The following is an 816-nucleotide window of genomic DNA, read 5'->3' as shown; positions in this document are numbered from 1 at the left end:
GCCCGGGGCTCAGCCCCAGCAGATCTCCTTCGCGTCGGCGGACGTGATGCTCTCGACGCCCTCGGCCGGCTCGTCGGTCACGAGCGCGACGCCGGTGTCGAAGAAGTCGAGCCCGTCGGTGGTCTCGGGCTTCTCACCGGTGCGGGCGAGCTGCGCGATCGCCTGGACGCCCTCCTCGGCCATGCGCACCGGGTACTGCTGCGAGGTCGCGTCGAGGATGCCCTTCTCGACGTACCCGACGCCGGCGCAGCCGCCGTCGACCGAGACGAGGAGCACGTCCTCGGGGGACTTCCCGGCGCTCTCGAGCACCTGCGAGGCGCCGTACGCGGCGGGCTCGTTGATCGTGTAGACGACGTTGACGTCGGGGTTCTGCGACAGGCAGTTCTCCATCGCGGTCGCGCCGCCGTCCTCCGCGCCGCCGGTCGCCTCGTTGCAGACGATCGTGTAGCTGCCGCCCGAGTAGTCGCCCGTCTTCGCCTCGTCGCCGTTGGCCTGGTCGTCAGCGGTGTCGATCCCCATGCCCTCGAGGAAGCCCTGGTCGCGGGAGTGGTCGACGCTGACGATGCGGTCGTCGAACAGGTCGAGGAGCGCGATGACGGCGTCCTCGCCCCCGAGCGTCGCGGCGGTCCACTCGCCGATGCGGCGGCCCGCGTCGACGTTGTCGGTCGCGAAGGTGATGTCGACCGCGTCCGCGGGCTCGGGCGGGGTGTCGAGCGCGATGACGTAGAGCCCGGCCTCGCGCGCCCGCTCGACGGCGTCGACGACCGCGGGGCCGTTGGGCGTGATGAGGATGCCGTCCTGGCCCTGCGAGATGGC

1 protein-coding gene is annotated in these 816 nt (G+C 71.9%); it reads right to left on the bottom strand.

The window, feature by feature from the left end; genetic code table 11:
• Positions 1-9 precede the first annotated feature (9 nt).
• On the bottom strand, positions 10-816 hold an 807-nt coding region (locus CTKZ_RS20915; protein ID WP_148090548.1), incomplete at its 5' end, for a substrate-binding domain-containing protein.

The sequence above is a fragment of the Cellulomonas algicola genome, from assembly GCF_003851725.1.
Taxonomy (GTDB): domain Bacteria; phylum Actinomycetota; class Actinomycetes; order Actinomycetales; family Cellulomonadaceae; genus Cellulomonas; species Cellulomonas algicola.
The sequence above is the reverse complement of the archived record's forward strand: the minus strand, read 5'-3'. Positions and strand labels throughout refer to the sequence as shown.